The sequence below is a fragment of the Pedococcus sp. genome (assembly GCF_036554925.1).
GTDB lineage: Bacteria > Actinomycetota > Actinomycetes > Actinomycetales > Dermatophilaceae > Pedococcus_A.
Window position 1 is genome coordinate 1 of sequence record NZ_DATBMI010000073.1, and the last position, 3,083, is coordinate 3,083.

The following is a 3,083-nucleotide window of genomic DNA, read 5'->3' on the forward strand; positions in this document are numbered from 1 at the left end:
CGCTCGCGCTCGATGTCCATGCGGTCGAGGTATTGCGCGCGCATGGCCCGCTCGTCGACGACGCCGGTGATCTGCAGCATGCGGTCTGCCAGCGTCGACTTGCCGTGGTCGATGTGGGCGATGATGCAGAAGTTGCGGATCTGCTCCGGGGGTGTCGCGGCGGGCTGCAGCGCGGTGCGGGCCAGGGGTGACACGGGTGCTCAGGACCTCACGGGGCATCGGGGACGGATCGGTCCATCCTCCCATGACCGCCGGTATGCCGGTGACGCACCGCACCCGGCCTCCCTCACCGTGGGCTCGGAGGCGACCCGGAGGCCCGCAGCGCCTCCAGCGCCGCGGCGAACGCGTCGTCACCGGCCGGCACGAGGACGTCCGGCTGCACGCCCACGCCCTCCCAGTCCCTTCCGGTGAACAGGCTCACCGAGCGGGCCACCGGCACGGTCAGCTCGAGCAGGGGGTGCACCACCAGGCCGACCCGGGGATGGGCGCCCCCACGCGTGGGCCGGCCGACGACCACGGCGCGCCCTTGCTCCTTCAGGTCGAAGGCCAGGGCCTCGCCGCCGGAGAACGTCTCGGGCCCAACGACCACCACCACCGGCTTGCCGGCGCCGAACCTGCGGTGAGCCGGCACCGGGACCGTCCACACCTGCCTGGTCCCGTCCGCGCGCGACTCGATGTCGCTGAGCCGCACCGGCTCGGGGCCGAAGAGGTGGCTGAGCAGCAGCACGACGCCGTCGGGACTCCCGCCGCAGCAGCCCCTGACGTCGAGCACGAGGGCGTCGGCGTCGGCCACGAGCGACAGGGCGGCGCCGATGGCACGGCCGGCGCGCTCGGGGTCCCCGAGCACCGGGCCGATCTCGATGACGCCGACGTTGCCGCCCCGCCGCTCCACCCGGCGGATGCCGCCTGCCGTGCGACGGGCCTGCTCCGCCCACCAGGCCTCCTGGGCCACCGGGTCGTCCTCCCCCACCGCCCCGCCCTCGTGGAAGAGCAGGCGCAGGTGGAGGTCCCGGGTGGCGTCGTGCAGGTCGGCGGTCACCTGCTCGGCGAGGTCCTCGGGACCGGTGCACCCGGCATACCGGCCGTCACGGCTGTTGGCGCGCAGGATGGCGGCGGTGGACGCACCCAGGTCGGCGAAGACGTACCGCTGCTCGACGCTGTCGGCGGTGGCGTTGACGACCGCCCTGAGCTGCTCTGGAGTCATGGACCCAGCGTGGCGGCGGCGTTGACAAAGCGTCAAACTTCCTTGACGCTTTCGGGCGTGGACGGACCCGCCGACGACCGGCTCGCCGAGGTGCTCGACGTCGACCCCCAGCAGGTCAGGGCCCTCACGCACCCGCTGCGCAACCGCATCCTGTTCGCGCTGGGTTCCGACGGCGCCACGGTCAGCCAGCTGTCGACCCGCCTGCGGACCAACAAGGGCAACGTCGCCCACCACCTCGGGGTGCTCGAGCGGGCCGGGCTGGTCCGCCGGGCCCACACCCGTCAGGTACGTGGCGGCACCGAGCAGTACTTCACGCGCGTGGCCCGTCGGCTGCGGGCCCCCGGCCGGGGCGGCGAGGGCCACACGGCCGCCCTCCTCCAGGCGGTCGCCGAGGAGGTGGACCGCTCCCCCACGGAGACCCTGCTCAACCTCCGCCGGGTGCGTCTGACCCGGCCCCAGGCGGCCGCGCTGGTCGCCCACCTCGAGCGGGTGGTCGACGAGCTGCCGGACGCGGGGCCGGCCGAGGCGACCTTCGGCGTGCTGGTCAGCGTGTTCCAGTCGGGCCCGACCGGGCGGTGACCGGGCTCAGAGCCGGCTGGTCCCGTCGTAGCCGCCGCTCGGGGCGGGCAGGCCGAACAGGGCACCGACGGTCGGTGCGACGTCGACGGTGCGGGCGGCCTCAGCGCGCACCTGGCCCCCCGCGATGCGGCGCGAGCCACCCGCGATGAAGAACGGGATGGGCTCGGTGGCCGGGTGGCCGTGGTTGCCGGGGATCGGGTTCGACCACACCGCGGGGTCGCTGAACCGCCAGCCCGCCTTGCAGTAGGCGACCACGTCCCCGGCCTCCGGCCCGAGCCGCAGGTCTGGCGGCAGGTGGGTCGACAGCACGCCCGCCACTCCCCCGACGACCTCACGCATCCGGGCCACCGCAGCCGCCCGGTCGCCCTCCGGGCCCGTCCAGTAGAGCAGGTCGGCGCCGCCGTTCTGGGCGACCTGCACCCGCCCCGTCAGCAGCGGGTCGGCGTCGAGCGCCGGCGCCAGGGAGACCACGCGCGTGGGCACGGACCAGTCCATCGAGTGGTCCGCCAGGACGAGGAGCACGGAGGACTCCCACCGTCCGGTCTCCTTGAGGTGCTGCACGAACCGCTCGACCTGGTGGTCGGTGGACGCCAGGGCGGCAGTGCGGGCCGCCGCGAGCGTGCTCGCCCCCGTGAGGTCGGAGTGCCCGACCCGGTCGATGTCGCCGAGGTTGGTGAACACGAGGTCGGGGTCGGCGCGCTCGACCATGGCGATGAGCGCGTCCGTCGTGAGCTGGTCCGGCGCGTGGTTCGTGAGCGGCAGGGTCGGCGAGGGCTCCCAGCGGTAGGTCGCCCTGGTGCCGAAGATCCCGAAGAGGTACTCCTTCGAGAGCACGGTGCCCGTGCGGTACCCGGCAGCGTTCAGCCGCTCGATCACCGTCGGGAAGCGCAGGTCGCTCGGCCGGTCGAGGTCGCGCACCGCGCCCCCGGCACGGTCGAAGACGGCGTTGGCGGGGACCCCGCTGCGGTCGGGCCGCACCCCGGTCATCATCATCACGTGGTTGGGGATGGTCTCCATCACCGGCAGCGACCTGGCCTGCGGGTACCACGTGCCCGCCGACCGCAGGGCGTGCAGGGTCGGGGTCACCGCCGCGCTCACCTCGTCGGGTCGCAGCCCGTCGGTGACCACGACGTAGACGCGAGTCCGCGTGCTGTCCGCCGAGGCCGACGGCGCCCCCGCAGCCGCGGACAGCACGACGGCGGCTCCCGCTCCCCCGGCCATGCGCAGGAAGGTGCGGCGCGAGGCCTCGCGGGAGGCCGGGACACCGGTGGGGTGGACGTCGGAGGGCTGTTGCAGCCTC

4 protein-coding genes are annotated in these 3,083 nt (G+C 74.4%); 1 reads left to right on the top strand and 3 read right to left on the bottom strand.

Going from position 1 to position 3,083, the window contains the following annotated elements; genetic code table 11:
• The coding region (locus VIB11_RS06300; protein WP_332029444.1) for a GTP-binding protein at window positions 1–194 on the bottom strand (194 nt) is incomplete at its 3' end.
• A 92-nt stretch (window positions 195–286) separates the two neighbouring features.
• The gene (locus tag VIB11_RS06305; RefSeq protein ID WP_332029446.1) at window positions 287–1,204 is read right to left on the bottom strand and encodes a S41 family peptidase; all 918 of its coding nucleotides are present in this window, start codon (window positions 1,202–1,204) and stop codon (window positions 287–289) included.
• Window positions 1,205–1,261: 57 nt separating this feature from the next.
• On the opposite strand from VIB11_RS06305, the gene VIB11_RS06310 reads away from it, so the two are divergent.
• The gene (locus VIB11_RS06310) at window positions 1,262–1,783 is read left to right on the top strand and encodes an ArsR/SmtB family transcription factor (protein ID WP_332029448.1); all 522 of its coding nucleotides are present in this window, start codon (window positions 1,262–1,264) and stop codon (window positions 1,781–1,783) included.
• A 6-nt stretch (window positions 1,784–1,789) separates the two neighbouring features.
• On the opposite strand, the gene VIB11_RS06315 is transcribed toward VIB11_RS06310, so the two are convergent.
• Complete coding sequence (locus VIB11_RS06315; RefSeq protein WP_332029450.1) at window positions 1,790–3,004, bottom strand: nucleotide pyrophosphatase/phosphodiesterase family protein; 1,215 nt, start codon at window positions 3,002–3,004, stop codon at window positions 1,790–1,792.
• Between the last annotated feature and the right edge of the window lie 79 nt (window positions 3,005–3,083).

What these genes read in the sequence shown, in the direction of transcription:
- VIB11_RS06305 (WP_332029446.1), bottom strand. Translation starts at nt 1,204, where the DNA reads ATGACTCCAGAGCAGCTCAGGGCGGTCGTCAACGCCACCGCCGACAGC.
- VIB11_RS06315 (WP_332029450.1), bottom strand. Translation starts at nt 3,004, where the DNA reads ATGGCCGGGGGAGCGGGAGCCGCCGTCGTGCTGTCCGCGGCTGCGGGG.